Origin of the sequence: Shouchella phoenicis (assembly GCF_047238345.1) — a bacterium.
GTDB lineage: Bacteria > Bacillota > Bacilli > Bacillales > Bacillaceae_D > Shouchella.
This window is the reverse complement of sequence record NZ_JBDFMQ010000001.1, coordinates 2048337-2063881: the sequence shown is the minus strand read 5'-3', so window position 1 is coordinate 2063881 and position 15545 is coordinate 2048337. Positions and strand designations below refer to the sequence as shown.

Annotated in this window: 17 protein-coding genes and 1 pseudogene; 15 read left to right on the top strand and 3 right to left on the bottom strand. The window is 39.7% G+C overall.

Going from position 1 to position 15545, the window contains the following annotated elements; translation table 11 throughout:
* The first annotated feature begins 3 nt into the window (after nucleotides 1–3).
* The 8 genes from ABC361_RS11125 (at nucleotide 4) to ABC361_RS11090 (ending at nucleotide 8041) form a co-directional block, all read left to right on the top strand.
* Nucleotides 4–2226 carry an AAA family ATPase gene (locus ABC361_RS11125; protein ID WP_413074049.1) on the top strand — a complete coding sequence of 741 codons (2223 nt, stop codon included), beginning with the start codon at nucleotides 4–6 and terminating at the stop codon, nucleotides 2224–2226.
* Nucleotides 2227–2383: 157 nt separating this feature from the next.
* Complete coding sequence (locus ABC361_RS11120) at nucleotides 2384–2809, top strand: acyl-CoA thioesterase (protein ID WP_413074048.1); 426 nt, start codon at nucleotides 2384–2386, stop codon at nucleotides 2807–2809.
* Between the two features lie 314 nt (nucleotides 2810–3123).
* The gene (nadE, locus tag ABC361_RS11115) at nucleotides 3124–3951 is read left to right on the top strand and encodes an NAD(+) synthase (RefSeq protein ID WP_413075760.1); all 828 of its coding nucleotides are present in this window, start codon (nucleotides 3124–3126) and stop codon (nucleotides 3949–3951) included.
* A gap of 102 nt (nucleotides 3952–4053) precedes the next feature.
* Entirely contained in the window at nucleotides 4054–4521 is a 468-nt protein-coding gene (locus tag ABC361_RS11110; protein WP_413074047.1) for a DUF4352 domain-containing protein, read from the top strand.
* A 126-nt stretch (nucleotides 4522–4647) separates the two neighbouring features.
* A complete protein-coding gene (gene metA, locus ABC361_RS11105; protein ID WP_413074046.1) occupies nucleotides 4648–5565 on the top strand; it encodes a homoserine O-acetyltransferase MetA in 918 nt (305 codons plus the stop codon).
* A 48-nt stretch (nucleotides 5566–5613) separates the two neighbouring features.
* Nucleotides 5614–6468 (top strand): alpha/beta fold hydrolase, encoded by an 855-nt coding sequence (locus ABC361_RS11100; protein WP_413074045.1) that lies wholly within the window; start codon nucleotides 5614–5616, stop codon nucleotides 6466–6468.
* 21 nt (nucleotides 6469–6489) lie between these two features.
* Nucleotides 6490–7719 carry an EAL-associated domain-containing protein gene (locus ABC361_RS11095; RefSeq protein WP_413074044.1) on the top strand — a complete coding sequence of 410 codons (1230 nt, stop codon included), beginning with the start codon at nucleotides 6490–6492 and terminating at the stop codon, nucleotides 7717–7719.
* A gap of 13 nt (nucleotides 7720–7732) precedes the next feature.
* On the top strand, nucleotides 7733–8041 hold the full coding sequence (locus tag ABC361_RS11090; RefSeq protein WP_413074043.1) for an iron-sulfur cluster biosynthesis family protein: 309 nt from the start codon (nucleotides 7733–7735) through the stop codon (nucleotides 8039–8041).
* A gap of 46 nt (nucleotides 8042–8087) precedes the next feature.
* Here ABC361_RS11090 and ABC361_RS11085 read toward each other — a convergent pair whose 3' ends face one another.
* Nucleotides 8088–8393: a YppG family protein gene (locus ABC361_RS11085; RefSeq protein ID WP_413074042.1), complete on the bottom strand. Its 306-nt coding sequence runs from the start codon at nucleotides 8391–8393 to the stop codon at nucleotides 8088–8090.
* Nucleotides 8394–8407: 14 nt separating this feature from the next.
* Entirely contained in the window at nucleotides 8408–8827 is a 420-nt protein-coding gene (locus ABC361_RS11080) for an Hsp20/alpha crystallin family protein (protein ID WP_413074041.1), read from the bottom strand.
* Between the two features lie 75 nt (nucleotides 8828–8902).
* Between ABC361_RS11080 and ABC361_RS11075 the strand changes: the two genes are divergently transcribed.
* The 6 genes and pseudogenes from ABC361_RS11075 to ABC361_RS11050 all read left to right on the top strand — a co-directional run bounded on the left by ABC361_RS11075 (nucleotide 8903) and on the right by ABC361_RS11050 (nucleotide 14001).
* Entirely contained in the window at nucleotides 8903–9856 is a 954-nt protein-coding gene (locus ABC361_RS11075; protein ID WP_413074040.1) for a dipeptidase, read from the top strand.
* Between the two features lie 51 nt (nucleotides 9857–9907).
* A complete protein-coding gene (locus ABC361_RS11070; protein ID WP_413074039.1) occupies nucleotides 9908–10783 on the top strand; it encodes a chemotaxis protein CheV in 876 nt (291 codons plus the stop codon).
* Between the two features lie 308 nt (nucleotides 10784–11091).
* Nucleotides 11092–11388: a HesB/YadR/YfhF family protein gene (locus tag ABC361_RS11065; protein WP_413074038.1), complete on the top strand. Its 297-nt coding sequence runs from the start codon at nucleotides 11092–11094 to the stop codon at nucleotides 11386–11388.
* Between the two features lie 24 nt (nucleotides 11389–11412).
* Nucleotides 11413–12280 (top strand): annotated as a pseudogene (uvsE, locus tag ABC361_RS11060) (UV DNA damage repair endonuclease UvsE).
* Nucleotides 12281–12808 carry a peptide-methionine (S)-S-oxide reductase MsrA gene (gene msrA / locus ABC361_RS11055; RefSeq protein ID WP_413074037.1) on the top strand — a complete coding sequence of 176 codons (528 nt, stop codon included), beginning with the start codon at nucleotides 12281–12283 and terminating at the stop codon, nucleotides 12806–12808.
* Nucleotides 12809–12840: 32 nt separating this feature from the next.
* A complete protein-coding gene (locus tag ABC361_RS11050; protein WP_413074036.1) occupies nucleotides 12841–14001 on the top strand; it encodes an alpha/beta hydrolase in 1161 nt (386 codons plus the stop codon).
* 40 nt (nucleotides 14002–14041) lie between these two features.
* Here the strand turns inward: ABC361_RS11050 and ABC361_RS11045 are convergent, their stop codons facing one another.
* On the bottom strand, nucleotides 14042–14293 hold the full coding sequence (locus ABC361_RS11045; protein ID WP_413074035.1) for a DNA alkylation repair protein: 252 nt from the start codon (nucleotides 14291–14293) through the stop codon (nucleotides 14042–14044).
* A gap of 260 nt (nucleotides 14294–14553) precedes the next feature.
* Here ABC361_RS11045 and qoxA point away from each other — a divergent pair, with 260 nt between their 5' ends.
* A complete protein-coding gene (qoxA, locus tag ABC361_RS11040) occupies nucleotides 14554–15528 on the top strand; it encodes a cytochrome aa3 quinol oxidase subunit II (RefSeq protein ID WP_413074034.1) in 975 nt (324 codons plus the stop codon).
* The last annotated feature ends 17 nt before the right edge of the window (nucleotides 15529–15545 follow it).

Sequence of the window (15545 nt, the reverse complement as noted above, 5' to 3'; positions counted from 1 at the left end):
CATATGACAGCAACAACGATTGATCACATGTTGAAAGAAACCAACCTGTGGAGAGAACGATTAGAAAAAGGCACAGAGGCTGTATCTACGAAAGAAGATGCAGCCCAGCTGGCTCAACTAGTGTCACTACGGTTTGAGCGCAAAGAAAAAGTTGATCTATTTACAGAGAAATGGAAGCAGGAACTTGAATCTTATCAAGGGTTTGAATCGTTTTTGGATGAGCTAACTCAAAAGCAAACCCTTATAACGTGGGCATATGATGAATGGATTCGAAGTTCATGGACGCAAATAAGAGAAACGGATCAAGCACGTGTGAAAAAGCAAAAAGTTGAGGAAATGGAAGCGCGGATTATGGAATGGTTAGAACGTGTGGAAGGAAAAGAGCAAGATCTTGCCAGTAGTCATGTTCACGCGCTAATCCATCGGTTAAAAGAATTGCACACGTTGTGCCAACAATTTTTGGATAGCTTCCAAGGCACTTATTATTCGAAGAGTCAATTCGCTCAACTAAAAGAAATGATCGATCAAGTCAATGAACATCAAGCGCAGTTTAATAAAGAAATTGATGAGGCGATTGGACAAAAAGCACCGAATGCGCTGGAACAATTAGATGAAATGATTGGTCTTGAGCACGTAAAAACACGGGTGAAAAAGCTTTACTCCTTTTTAAAATATCAGCGAGAGCGCGAAGAAATCGGTCTCTCAACGGAGAATTTGTTAAATTTAAATATGGTGGTAACTGGGAATCCTGGAACCGGTAAGACCTCGATTGCCCGTTTGTTAGCTTCTATTTATTATGAGTTAGGAATTTTAGAGAAGCCGACTGTTTATGAAGTAGACCGGGCATCGTTAGTGGCAGGGTATGTTGGTCAAACAGAAGAACAAACACTGAATGCGATTGACCGAGCTGTAGGAGGCGTGTTGTTCATTGATGAAGCGTATAGCTTAAAGCGGGAAGGTCAGTCTGGAAATGATTATGGACAAGCTGTTATCGATACACTCGTTTCAGCCATGACAAGTGAAGCGTATGCAGGGAAATTTGCGGTAATTCTTGCAGGTTACCCGAATGAAATGCGTGAATTTATCCGAGCGAACCCTGGATTGTCAAGTCGATTTCCTGAACAAAACCATTTTGATTTACCAAACTATAAGGAGGAGGAGCTTTTGCAAATTGCTGAGAAAAAGGCGCTTCAATTTGATTTTGTGTTTACAAAACCAGCATTGCAAAAAGTGAAGGCGGAGATTGGTCGATTAGAAATTGATCAATCATTTGGGAATGCCCGTGCCGTCGAAGATATCGTTAAAAAAGCGATTTTCGAAAAAGGATCTGAGGGACAGCAACAAACAGAAAAAGACTTTGTGCTATTAGAAGAAAAGCATATCCAAACGAAACATTCGTTTAAAAATGGGGAAGCACTTCACCGATTACAAGATTTAATTGGCTTAGATAAAGTAAAAGTGGAGTTAAATAAATTGACCTCGTTTGCCAAAGTCAAAGAGTCTAGACAGCGATTGGATTTACCTGTTCCCCCTATGCCTCTCCATACTGTGTTTGTTGGGCCACCTGGAACAGGAAAAACAACGGTTGCAAAGCTGTATGCAGAAGCATTAAATGAAATTGGTCTTTTAAAAAGAGGCCATCTTGTGACGGTGTCTAGAAGTGATTTAGTCGGTGGTTACGTGGGACAAACAGCAATAAAAACCGATCATATCATTCAAGATGCGCTCGGCGGCGTGTTATTTATTGATGAGGCCTATGCCCTTTCTCAAGGTGGCGAGAATGATTTTGGAAAAGAAGCAATTACGGCCATTACACAAGCAATGACCGAACACGAAGAAAATCTCGTCGTTATTTTTGCAGGCTATAAAAGTGAAATTGATACATTGATAAAAAGCAATCCTGGTTTGCGTTCAAGAATTCGTAAGGAGATTGAATTTGAAGCATACACAAACGAAGAATTGTTCGCTATGCTGCAGCAAAAAGCCCACTCTTACGGGTACAATTGGTCAAAAGATGCTGGTGTTGCTATAAAAGAACATTTGCAAAATGAAAAAACGTCTGGTAATGGTCGGTATGTGGACTGGTTTTTTGAAGAATTGATCCAAGCTCATGCTTTGCGTTTGGATGAATTTGATGAGTTTACATCTGCACAGTTTACGATTGACCAAGCGGATGTGCAAGCCGTCATTCAGATAGAAAAAGCCGAGTCGAGGCATAACGAGTGATGGCTGTGATATGAAACAGCTGTGGCACTTTGTATCACGTTCTAAAAGAAAATGTTTAGCATAAGCGGGTATTTCGATTGTTACATTCGCTTATGCTATAATTGAAGTGATTACCAAGTGTTAGGATGAGGTATAACGATAATGAGGAGGGTGAGCATTGCCTTACATAGTGAAAAAAGAACTTATTCCGCAATATGCGGATACTGACATGATGGGTGTTGTTTACCATGCGAACTACATAAAATTTTTTGAATTAGGTAGAACCGCTTTTATTCATGAAGCTGGCTATAGTTACGTTGAAATGGAACAAGCAGGATATTACGCACCAGTTTATGATGTGTATGCCACGTATAAAAGACCACTTGTTTATGGAGATGAGGCAACGATCTCGACATGGCTTTCCTTAAATGATGGTATTAAGACGGTCTATCAATATGAACTAACAAATCAAACAGGTGACGTGTGTGTAACCGGCTATACGACCCATGTGATCGTAAAAAAAGACTCGTTTAAACCAGTCCCGTTTAAACGAGCATTTCCTGAATGGTATAAAACGTATAATCGTTTAATGGAGAACCATTAATGGCATTTGGAATTAATCGACGTGATTTGGCAAAGTGGAAACAAGATGCAAGAAATGGTAAACTTGCATTTATCACGCACTATTGGTATGATCCTCGATTCCCACATGCTACGACAGTGACAAAAGTAGCGTGTGAAGACAAAGAAAAATTAGTACGATGGGGAAAGCAGTACGGCTTAAAAAAAGAATGGATACATCAACGAGATGAATTATCTCATTTTGATTTATTGGGAGAAACGCAAAAAACGATTCTGCAGAATGAAGGGTTAGCATCGCAACTTTCTCAATTCAATAAACGGATGGAGTGTTCACAGATGAACGTCAATCAAAATACAATTCGAGAAGACTTATTTTCTAAAGGGACGATACAAGCAGATCAAGAAATTCGCGAGCGTGTGGAATTTCTAAAAACGTATGCAAAGAAAACAAATACAAAAGGCTATGTGTTAGGGATTTCTGGCGGTCAAGACTCATCTTTAGCCGCTAAACTCGCACAAATGGCCGTGAAGGAACTGAGAGAGGAAGAGCAAGACGAAGCGTATCGCTTTTATGCTGTTCGATTACCTTATGGTGAACAGCATGATGAAGAGGATGCGCAGTTAGCTCTTTCATTTATTGAAGCGGATATGGTTCTCACAGTTAACATTAAACAAGCAGTCGATGCGTCTGTTCAAGCATTTAAGGACGCAACAAATGAAGAACTATCGTCCTTTCTAAAAGGAAACACAAAAGCAAGAGAACGCATGAAAGTCCAGTTTGATTTAGCCGCTCATTATCAAGCACTAGTTATTGGTACCGATCATGCAGCAGAAGCGGTAACAGGCTTCTTTACAAAATTTGGTGATGGTGCTTGTGATGTCGCTCCTTTATTTGGATTAACAAAGCGTCAAGGAAAACACTTGCTCCAAGAGTTATCAGCTCCTGAGTCACTATACACAAAAGTACCGACTGCCGATTTAGAAGACGATAAGCCAGGTTTACCAGATGAAGAAGCGCTTGGCATCTCTTATGATCAAATTGATGATTATCTAGAAGGCAAAAAGGTAGACGAAAGCATTGCGAAAAAGATTGAAGAACGTTACGAACGGACGGAACATAAGCGACAAACGCCTGTTACAATTTATGATCATTGGTGGGAGTAATTCGTCTGATTTACTCTTTTACGAAACATATGTATGATTAACCAGTTCCAAACATAGGGTAGAGAATGTAGACTTGTACATATGTTAAGGAGAGGGAACGTAATGAAAAGCAAAATTCTCGTTTTATTAAGCTTGCTAGCGTGCTTATTGATTGTCATGGTTTTTGCTCTAGAATCAACGAATCAATCATCAACACCAACAGTCTCAGAACAACCTGTTGAGCTTGAGACGCAGGAGCTAAATGGCGTATTCGTAACAGTAAACGGTGTAACGGTTACGGAACATAATGACGATGAACAAGTCGTAAGAGTGGATTTAACCGCTGAAAATACAAGAGACTCGAATATTAGTTTTTTACCAGTAAATCTTACGTTAATGGATGATGATCATTATGCGTATAGCCATACCGATCAAGTAGATACGAAAGGCATTATTGGTGGGCAATTAAATAGTGGACGTTCGGTTTCAGGGGAAATTGCTTTTATCGTTCCTAAAGAAGATACATTCGAACTGGTTTATAGTGATCATTTTCGAGGTGGACAAATTGTTTTTCCGTTAGATCTGCCGTAAGAGCTTTCACGATTACGTCAAGAAGAGGAATGCGAAAAGCATTCCTCTTTTGTTGAAATTAGAAAATTCATACGGTAAGATGAAGGAAAAATCAAAACAAGGAGTTTCCCTTAGGAGAGAGACGATATGCCAATAAAAATTCCCGATCATTTACCAGCAAAGAAAAAGCTATTAGAAGAGAATATTTTTGTAATGGATGAATCTCGTGCTTACCAACAAGATATCCGCCCATTGAAAATATGTATCTTAAATTTGATGCCAACAAAACAAGAGACCGAGACACAATTAATTCGCTTATTAGGGAATACACCGTTACAAATAGATGTCTCATTGCTTCATCCTAGTACACATCAACCGAAAAATACGTCTAAAGAACATCTTCAACAATTTTATAAAACCATTAGCGAAATAAAATCATTAAAATTTGATGGGATGATTATAACTGGCGCACCTGTGGAAACACTTCCATTTCATGATGTGCGCTACTGGGATGAAATGAAGTCTATTTTAGATTGGACGACAACAAATGTGACGTCAACGCTGCATATTTGCTGGGGGGCTCAAGCTGCTTTGTATCATCATTACAACATTCGAAAACGCCCGCTTAATACAAAGTTGTTTGGGATTTATAACCACACTGTGAATGTACCAAATGTCAATCTGCTTCGCGGGTTCGATGACTTTTTTTTAGCACCCCATTCACGCCACACTACGATTCATCGGGAAGACATTGAGAACATTGAAGAGTTAGACGTGCTTAGCTCTTCTGAAGAAGCCGGTGTGTACATCGCTTCTTCAAGAGATGGACGACGAATTTTTGTGATGGGCCATGCGGAATATGACGCTCATACACTAAAAAAAGAATATGAGCGTGATCTTCATCAAGGGGCAGAGCCTCAACTTCCGGCGAACTATTTCCCTGATGAAAACCCAACCGCTTTGCCACCTCTTCAGTGGCGAGCCCATTCGAATTTACTTTTTTCAAACTGGCTAAATTATTACGTCTATCAAGAAACGCCTTACCATTTAGACGTATCCGAGTAGTTATGTTTTCGCATTTCTCGTACATCCTATAAGGATGGAGTGATGTAAATGTCTAGAAAATGTAAACCGAATGATGCATCATATTTGCATATTCGCTCAGCTAGTATTTATTATGAATGGTTTAAAAGCCAGCAACCTAAAAAAGGCACGCTTTTATTAGTGCACGGTATTTTTGCTTCGGTTCATTGTTTTTACCGTGTAATTCCAGCATTACGTCAACATTACGATGTAATTTGCTGTGATTTACCGGGGTTTGGGCGCAGTTCAAAAGGGAATGGTTCAGTCTATTCATTCACATCTTATGCGCAGCAACTCGTTGAACTGATGGCGCAGTTTAACATTCCATCCTACCATGTAATTGGTCATTCAATGGGAGGACAGATTGCACTATATTTAGCTTTACGCTACCCAGATAAAGTCAGGAGCATTTCTCTATTAGCAAGCTCGGGGTATTTGAAACCGGTGAAAAAGCAGCTTCAGTTCGCTACATACCTTCCTTACTTGGAGCAAAGCTTGACGTGGTTTATGCATTATAAAAAGCCTAGAGTAAAGCAAATGTTGCGTGATGCGGTTTACAATCAACGTTGTTTAACAAAGGATATGATTACCCAGTATGAACGACCGCTGACCGACCCTTTATTTATTAACGGGCTCATTCAATTAACGAGACAGCGAGAAGGGGATTTATCAAAAGAACAGTTAAGGCAAATTCAGCAGCCAACGCTCATTCTCTCTGGTGTGAATGATCCATTAATTTCGGTGGAGACAAGTTATGCACTTCATCGTGATTTATCCAATAGTCGCATGCATGTCATTAAACATTGTGGTCATTTGCTGTTAGAGGAGAAGCCGAAGCAAGTACATCAGCATATAAACCATTTTTTACAAGAGATCATGTTGTAACTTCATAAAGGAGGCGAGGTAGTGGACCCTCTTGATATTATGATGAATAAAGACCATGTTGTTCCATATTTTTCTCCTATTATTAGTGCCGACACGCAGAAGATAATCGGTTATGAAGTGGAAGCATACTGGGCAGAGCATCATAAGCCGATAAATATAAACTGGTTTTTCGGGGATCATGATATCCCAAGGGAATATCGGATTGAAATAGAAGATCATCTGCAAGCGAAAGCATTTGAAAGTCTTCAAAAAGAAGATGACAGGATGGAAAATCATTTATTGCTATTTTTTCATTATAATGTAAAGTTGTTGCAAGTCGATAATGGAGAAACGTTAACAGCAAGATTAGCACAAATGGTAGAACAAGGTATGTCGTACAAACAAATTGTCATCATTATTGGTTTTGATCAATCTTTAGAAGAAGTGATTGAGATGAAGCATGCGTTAATGTATATACAAAGTCTAGGCATCCAGATTGCCCTTGATGCGGAAGATACAACAACTTCTCAATTAGAATTTATTAGTCAAATTCGTCCAAACGTTATTCGAGTAAGCTGTTCGTTCTTACAAGATCATTCGTTGCCAAGTATGTATCGGGATATTCATCATTCGTTATCTTCACTTGCTCGAAAAATTGGCTCTACGCTTTTGTTTAACGGCATCCACTCTTTTTCGCAATTAAATTATGCATGGCGGAATGGAGGACGCTATTATCAAGGGCGGTATTTACATAAGCCCAATCCTTTTTATGTAGATGAAAAAAACCAAGAGCCTCAGCTCGTAAAAGATATGAATCACTTTATCCAGTACGAACGAAAAAAAGTCGAAGCCCAACTGCATCTTTCAAATCAACTAACGGCTTCGTTAAAACAAGTGTTAAAAACAGTCGCAAATAGTGAATCACTAGATGACATTGTTTTGACGATTGCCGATGCGTTAACGAATTATACGTTCCGTGTTTATATTTGCAACGAAAACGGGTATCAAGAATCAAGTAATGGTGAAAAAAATGAGTGTGGAAAATGGTATTTACGTCCTGAGAGCAAAGCCAAGAATTGGAGCTGGCGACCGTACTTTTTAGAAAATATTGTTCGTATGAACGTAGAGAAAAAAGGAATTCTATCGGATTTGTATACGGATATTGATAAAGATGAACAAATCCGGACGTACTCTTATCCTTTGTCGCAAGCGCTCTATGTATTTATCGATATTCCTTACGAGTATTTATTTGACCAAGATGATCTATTATAAGGAGTTTATATTTATGAAAATTGACGTAACCGATCAAGCGTTTGACCATTTTAAAGAAAAACAACTATCTAGTATTCGGATTGTCGCAAGAGATACATTTGAATGTAGTACGATGGTGGAGTTTTATTTGCAAGTTGGCAAGAAGACAGATGAAGATCAAGAAGTCGTAATTCGTGACATCTCATTTTTATATGATGAAAAAGCGGAAGAAGACATAGGCGAAGCGATAAAAATTGATTTTGTTCATGCTCAAGGTCTTAAATTGCTAGCACCTAGAGGTACGCTCGCTTATGCGCAAAAAGTAAAATCAGCAGACAGCTAATCAATACGCGTATCGTTAAGCCATGGAGCCAGGCACAAACCTGACTCTATGGTTTAAAAAAGCGACTCACTTTTGAAACGTAAGGGGTTACTTGTTGGAATGTCTTCACGAACTGATCGACGGAAGAAGCGGTTCTAGATAAGTCAAATCGTCCATCGTCGTTTGTAAAAGGAGCGGACCACGCTTTTTTTCTTTTAGGTTGTTGTTGGTACTGTTGAGGCATTTGTTGAGGATGGAACTGTTGCACACCATGGTACCTTTGCTGAGGATGAGGCGGTCTACCTCGTCTTTGTTGCTCATGCGGTCGCTGCATCATTCCAGGATGTTGGTGGCGTCTAGGTTGTTGAAACATTCTTATCAGCTCCTTTAATCAATCAAAATTTGCTTTTGTTTATTTTCAATCGTGACCGTTAGCTGTCCATTAGCATAATGGGCACGAATATCTTCTTCAGAGAACAAAAACGGTACGGGGATCTCTCGTTCACGAATTGAAATAGACTGCTGCTCAGAGACCGTTTGTCCCGATTCGTCCAGGGTTGATAACTGGTCTGTTTGCTCTACTGTTAAGACAAGTGATTGGTACCGACAGCGTAAATGAATGGCTCGCTTATCAATTCCAGGTAGATCTGCAGTGATGACTAGCGCGTCTTTGGTTTCGTCAACTTTTACAGGAATAATCCCTTGCGCAAACGCACGCGGAAGGTGTTTGAACGTTTGTTGAAAAAAGTGGTCGATGGAGCCTAATAAATTGACTTGACCACTTTCTTTTGAAAACGGATTTTTCAAAATAGAAACCTCCTTCTAGGCTAACAACAGGTACAATTGGTTTATCATATGTACAGATAATAGAAAGGTGATACGATGAGAGTAATTGATACGCATTGTGACGCATTGTTAAAATTGTGGAAACAGCCATCGCTCTCTTTTGAGGATGGAGCACTCGACACCAATGTGAAAAACCTGAAAAAAGGACAGGTCCAGGTGCAGTTGTTCGCTATTTGGGTACCGGATACTGTACCGATGGAAGATAAATTTTCAGTTGTGCAGCAACAAGTGAATCGATTTTATGACCGCGTTTTAAGCCATCCACAAATGGTCCATCTACGTTCATTAGCAGAGATCAATCATTTAAAAGAAAATGAAATCGGAGCAGTTTTAACACTAGAGGGAATGGATGCAGTTGGTCACGATTTAGGTAAGCTGCAGTGGTTATATGAACAAGGCGTGCTATCAATTGGCTTAACGTGGAACGGAACAAATGCCTGTGCAGATGGGATCGGTGAAAAAAGAGGAGCTGGGTTAACGGCATTCGGCGAAGAAGTACTTGCGTTAAACAATGAGCGTCAAATTCTCAACGATGTCTCTCATTTAAGCATAGCAGCTTTTTGGGATGTGTTACCACACTCTCGTCTTACGATTGCCAGTCATTCAAATAGCTATACAGTATGTCCACACGATCGAAATTTGCGTGATGAACAAATTAAGGCTTTAATAAAAAAAGATGCATTTATCGGTATTGTTTTTTTTCCGAAATTTACAAAAGATGAAACCGGAGCAACGATTAAAGATTTGGTTACACATATAGACTATATTGGCAGTCTAGGCGGGATTCAACACATTGGGTTCGGATCAGATTTTGACGGAATCAATCAACATATAGAAGGCTTAGAAAACGCAAGTAAATTTCCTCATTTAGTGGAACAATTAAGCCGCTATTATAGCGATCAAGAATTGAACGGATTTTGTAGCGATAATTTCAAACAGAAGGTCGTTGCGAAAATAAAGCCTGAACTATATAAAACGTACATCCTTTAACCGATATAGTAAAAGAAGCTATCATTAATGTTTGTACGGGAGTTGAATAATGTGTCCCTATCAATTTTTGCGACGCCAGAGGAAGTGTTCAGTCAAGAGATTCTTGTCTTTACTTTAAATCAACAGTGGTATGGGTTAAATGTATTAAAAATTAAAGAAATTATTCGACCAGTGCCCATTCATCCATCACCGAATCAGCATACGATTGTTGAAGGCATCATTCGGTTGCGAGAACAAGGGATTCCGGTCTTAAATACGTACAAGCTTTTACAAGTAGACGAAGAGAAGGCAAATTATTTTATTGTGGTTGAGCATGGAAAAAAAACCTTTGCGTTAAAAGCGACAGATGTATCAAAAATTGAACAGATCCAAGCGAAAGACATGAATGTACCTGCCGAGCTCTCTCAAGACAAAGATGCGTTTGTTTCAAGTGTCGTGACGTTTAAAGACGACGATATCCTTTATTTGTTCGATGTGGAACGAGTCATTCACGGGATTCATCCTACCCATTTTGAAGACGATTTTTCGCAAGAGCAACGCCCTGAGCGAAAAGCATATTCGATCATGATGATTGAGGATTCACCTACAATGCAAGTCATTACCTCAGAGGCATTGCGTGATGCTGGCTACAACAACGTTTCTATTTTCGCAAATGGAGAAGAAGCGTTGCGCGCACTTCATGAGTCTTCTAACCGTATTGACTTGTGCATAACGGATATTGATATGCCAATTTTAAATGGTCTTGATTTTACAAAAAAAATACGAGAACGAGAAACAACGAATCGTTTGCCCATTATTTCTTATTCTTCATTACATGCATCTGTGATGGAACGAAAAGGAAAACAAGTTGGCGTAGATGCACACGTTGAAAAGCCAAATATTAAGGAGCTTTTGCAAACCATTGACTCATTGCTCTTAACGGTGTAAAAAAGACTTATCAGCATCTGGGGGACCCCCTCATATGATTGATAAGTCTTTTTAACTAGTCAGTTGTTTCAAAGTTCGTTTTTTGATGAGTGATTTTTATAAATCTCGAGTTGTTTTTTTGATAGTAATTTCAATTTGCAAAAAAGATGCACATATGCCGTCGTATGATTTTTAAACATCGTGTTTGCTCCTTTTTTATATAGAATATGCATATAGGAAACAAAGTTGCATTAAAGAAACAATAAACATTACATTTGTGCGAATTCATCGTTTACTGATAAAATAATATCAATAAAGGAGTGGAGAAGATGAATGTTGAAGTAACCAAACCAGCAATTTCATGGTTTAAAGAAGAATTTGGCGAAGAGGAATCGGTTATCCCAATTCGATTGTATGGTCGATATGGTGGTTGTGGCTCTTTACAAAGTGGGTTCTCTCTTGGAATTAGTCAAATTGAACCGGTGGAACCACTGCTGAAAAAAGAAATCGATGGCTTTCTATTTTTTGTAGAACAACAAGATGGATGGTATTTTAATGATCATTCGGTAAAAATTAAATATAGTAGAAAATATGACGAAATTGAATTTGTTTACGATGACGTTTAAATAAACTTCCGAGGAGCAGCTAGAATGAGATTTGGATACGCATGTTTGAATGTAACGCTTGGAGTGAAAATGCGAACCTGTCGCTTGCAGACGATGAGAAACGAAGGAATGGCAAAGATAAAAGAATTAACGTTGCATAATTTACATCTTGTGCGCGACATGGTCGAATGGAATCGAGCGAACCAAATCTTGTTTTTTCGCTTATCAAGTGAAATTATCCCTTTCGCAACCCATCGTGAAATGAATTGGGATTGGCAAACCGATGAAGATGTGCTGGCTCTTTTTACCGATATCAAACGTATCGGTCGTGAAGCGAACATGCGCTTTTCTATGCACCCGGCGCAGTTCACCATATTAAATTCTCCTCGTAAACAAGTGGTTGAGAATGCAATAAAAGATCTCGAGTATCATCACGCTTTTTTAAACATGGTCGGTGGTACGGATATTATTATTCACACAGGAGGCGCTTACGGCGATAAAGAAAAGGCAAAAGCAAGCTTTGTCAAAACGTTCGCCTGAGCTGCAGTCGACCATTCGATTAGAAAATGATGATAAGACGTACTGCACAAAAGACGTTTTAGACATTCATGATCAATGTGGGGTAACGGTATGCTTTGATATTCACCATGAGCGCTGCTTTCACACAGAGGAAGATGAGTTAAAGTCGTTATTTCAAGCTGTGCATGCTACATGGACAGACAAGCCAAAAGTTCATATTAGTTCAGGTCGTGATCACTCTGCCGATCCTAGGCATACTGATTATTTGCGAAAAGAAGATCTTGATCTTTTATTAAGGGTTCTTGACGGTGTCGATGTCGATGTTATGATTGAAGCGAAAGCGAAAGAGAAGGCACTATTAGCATTAAAAGATGAAAGAGAAGGGGAATTGTAAATGGCGCTAGAAAAAGCAACATTTGCTGGAGGCTGTTTTTGGTGTATGGTCCAACCATTTGACGAACTGCCAGGAATTAAATCGATCGTCTCCGGCTATATGGGTGGGACAACGGATCATCCTACGTACGAACAAGTGAAAACCGGACAGACTGGTCATTATGAAGTTGTTCAAATTACGTTTGACCCTACACGTTTTTCATACGATCAACTGCTAGAGTTGTATTGGCCTCAAATCGATCCAACAGATGACGGCGGACAATTTCACGATCGCGGAAGTCAGTATCGAACCGCTATTTTTTATGCAAATCATGCGCAAAAAGAGCGGGCAGAGGCGATGAAGCTTCAACTGAGTGAAAGCGGGCGTTTTAAAGCACCTATTGTCACAGCGATTTTACCTGAGATGACTTTTTATGAGGCTGAGCCAGAACATCAAGATTTTTATAAAAAACAACCAAAACACTACAAAAAAGACCGAGAAGAAAGTGGTCGCGATACGTTTATTCATTCACATTGGAAGCAAGTGTAACGTCACGCTAACAGGATAAGGGGATTAAGGTTATGAACAGTTCGAAAAAGCAGCGTGTTTTGTTCTTTATCGGCTCTCTTAGCTTAGTTCTAATTGTTAGTTTGCTTATTGCCATGGTTGTTATTCAATCATGGCGCTATACAGAAGCGGGGAAGGTTCCTTTAAAAACGGGCGTAATCTTGCATGCAGTCAACGAACAACTGCTGCCTGAAGGCTTGTCAACACCGTCCTTTTTTGTTCGGCCTGTTGCACCTACCATTGAACGGCAAGATCGATTAATGGAAACAAGTGATGGAGAGGAAATTGCAGTGCGTATGTATACCCCTATCCAAAGTGGGCCACATCCAGTAATTGTCTATTATCACGGTGGTGCGTTTATGGAAGGATACGGAAACATTCAAACCCATGATAATATTCTTCGGGCCCTCGCAAATCGAACAAATGCCATTATCGTGGCACCGAATTATCGGGTTGCACCAAGCTATCATTTTCCAACTGCATTAAATGACAGTTTTGAGACATTAGAGTGGGTCATGGACCATGCATCAGAGATCGATGCAAATATTGATCAAGTTGCTGTTGTGGGGGATAGTGCAGGAGGCAACTTAGCTGCCTCCGTTATATTAAAAGCAAAAGAAAGCAATCTTTCCGTGGATAGCGGTGTGTTTCTCTATCCATTAACAACGTTTGAAGATCTTCCATTTGCTTCAAGGGACCTCTACTCGAGTGGCTACTATTTTCTGTCCCGATCTGTCATGGAAAAAGCGCGTGCAGCATATACGCCCAATGAAGAAGACTGGCTAAACCCTCTTGTCTCGCCATTGTTAGTAGATGATTTACGTGGGTTTCCTGATTCTCTTGTTGCTACAGCTGAATTTGATCCCCTTCGAGATGAGGGTGAAGCATTTGCTGAACGATTGCATGACGCAGGGAACAACGTCGAAGCGGTCCGATTTAATGGTACCATGCATGGATTTATTTCTTTTTATGAAGTAATGGGCAGAGCAGATTATGCGCTGCGGTACGTGAGCGATTTTTTAAATGCCTCATTTAATGATTCAAGAGCTTTTCTATCTCAGCCGTTCCAAGTTGTTGAAGTGGAGGAGGGTGATACCCTTCAAGACGAAATAGAAGCTTACGGCATGGGAATGTATCTTTTGTGGCAAAAGTTGACGCGCATGGTTACCACTTAAATAATGAAGACTTCGCATTATGTGCGAAGTCTTCTTTTTGTTATGAAAGGGGACTATTTTTCGCAAAAGCAATAAATGTTTCTTCTGCTTCATTAAGTCCACAAGCGCCGCACTGGATGCGAATAGTCGGCCCGTTGTAGTGCATATGGATAGGTGTTAAAGATTCTTCTTCAAACGTTTCTACGATTTCACCACTTCGCGGATCTAATTTAACCGGTAAAGCAGCTTGGTTAATTTGATGGAAACGAGTACGGTTTGTTTTGCATTTCGGACATAGGTACGCTTCTGTCATTGAATACACCTCCTTACGTTTACTATTCGCCAAATAAGGGTATTTCATGATTGCGTTAACAAGAAAGTCTTGGTAAAGATGTGTCTGCTTCGTAACTTTTTTTTGTCTAATTTATGATAATTTATGTTCACAAGAAGTTATTTCCCCCATTTTCTTAAAGAAAGTGGTAGGATGGAAGCATCTAAGTTGCACGTTCATTGTTTCACATAGTTAACGCGCAATGAATTTATTATGCCAAAAGAAAGGTGATATTATTGGGTATGCCATCCTCTTTTTTTAAATGGATTTCGTTAGCGATGGTCGCTGTCTTTCTGAGTGGCTGTGGAAGTTTAACGGTACTTGATCCACAAGGGCCAGTCGCTGAACAGCAAAGTGATTTAATCTGGCTATCAATATGGTTTATGATTTTTATTGTATTAGTTGTATTTGTTCTATTAACGATCATGCTTGTTAAATATCGTGATCGCGGAAATAACGACAACTATGATCCTACTATTGAAGGTAGTCATAAGCTCGAGTTTATTTGGACAATTATCCCTATTGTCATTGTAACAATCTTATCCATTCCAACTGTTATTACGATTTACAGTCTGGAAGAAGCTCCTGAAATTGAAGAAGTCGACGCACAGCAGGAGCCACTTGTGATTCACGCAACAAGTGCAAACTGGAAGTGGATTTTTAGCTATCCAGAACAAGGGATCGAAACTGTGAACTACATTAACATTCCTGAAGATCGACCGATTTTATTTAAATTGACCTCTGCCGATGCCATGGCCTCATTCTGGGTGCCTCAGCTGGGTGGACAGAAATATGCTATGTCAGGTATGGAAACAGAGTTGTACCTCGCTGCGACTGAAGTTGGGCAATATGAAGGTCGAAATGCAAACTTTACAGGTGAAGGGTTTGCTGAACAGCGGTTTACGGTAACAGCTCAAACCGATGAAGCGTTTGATGAGTGGGTTGAAGAAACTCAAGAGAATGCACCGTCATTATCTGAAGAGGAGTACATGCATTTAATGGTACCTGGTCATTCAGAGGAAATGACATTTTCATCGACACACCTTGAATTCGTTAATCATGCATATGACGCAACATACTCGTTGGAAAAACGAGCAGAGCTTGGTTATGAAGCGCATAGCCCTCATTCAAGAGAGGGAAAAGCGTTTGACCTGCCACTCTTAACTCAACCAATTGACACAGATAAAACATACGAAGTGGATTTGGATGATGAGTAAGATGAATCAAGCGCAAG